The sequence below is a fragment of the Azotobacter armeniacus genome, from assembly GCF_054779355.1.
Map to the genome: position 1 here is coordinate 1 of NZ_BAAGYK010000052.1, position 824 is coordinate 824.

Annotated in this window: 2 protein-coding genes; both read left to right on the top strand. The window is 67.4% G+C overall.

Translation table 11 applies throughout. The annotated features are described in order from the left end of the window. Positions 1-249 (top strand): CoA transferase subunit A (locus ACYVD0_RS10990; RefSeq protein WP_460426855.1); only part of this gene is annotated, 249 nt, incomplete at its 5' end. 2 nt (positions 250-251) lie between these two features. Continuing rightward, positions 252-824: CoA transferase subunit B (locus tag ACYVD0_RS10995; protein ID WP_460426856.1), on the top strand; the 573-nt coding region annotated here is incomplete at its 3' end.

An 824-nucleotide genomic window follows, 5' to 3' on the forward strand; every position in this document is an offset into this window, starting at 1 on the left:
GACCTGGCGCTGGTCAAGGCCTGGAAGGCGGACCAGGCCGGCAACCTGCTGTTCAGAAAGACCGCGCGCAACTTCAACCCCCTGGCGGCGATGGCCGGGCGGGTCTGCGTGGCCGAGGTGGAGGAAATCGTCCCGACCGGCGAGCTCGACCCCGACCAGATCCACCTGCCGGGGATCTACGTGCAGCGCCTGGTGCTCAACCCCACCCCGGAAAAACGCATCGAACAACGTACCCTGCGGAGCGCCTGACCATGGCCTGGACTCGTGAACAGATGGCGCAGCGCGCCGCCCGGGAGCTGCAGGACGGCTTCTACGTCAACCTCGGCATCGGCCTGCCGACCCTGGTCGCCAACTACATCCCCCAGGGCATGGAGGTCTGGCTGCAGAGCGAGAACGGCCTGCTCGGCATCGGCCCCTTCCCCACCGAGGACGAGGTCGACCCGGACCTGATCAACGCCGGCAAGCAGACCATCACCACCCTGCCCGGCAGCAGCTTCTTCGACAGCGCCGCCTCCTTCGCGATGATCCGCGGCGGGCACGTCGACCTGTCGATCCTCGGCGCCATGCAGGTGTCGGAACACGGCGACCTGGCCAACTGGATGATCCCCGGCAAGATGGTCAAGGGCATGGGCGGGGCCATGGACCTGGTGGCCGGGGTGCGCCGTGTGGTGGTGCTGATGGAGCACTGCGCCAAGGGCGGCGCGCACAAGATTCTCGATCATTGCAACCTGCCGCTGACCGGCGTCGGGGTGGTCGACCGCATCATCACCGACCTGGCAGTGCTCGATGTCACCGAACAGGGCCTGAAGCTGGTGGAACTGGCC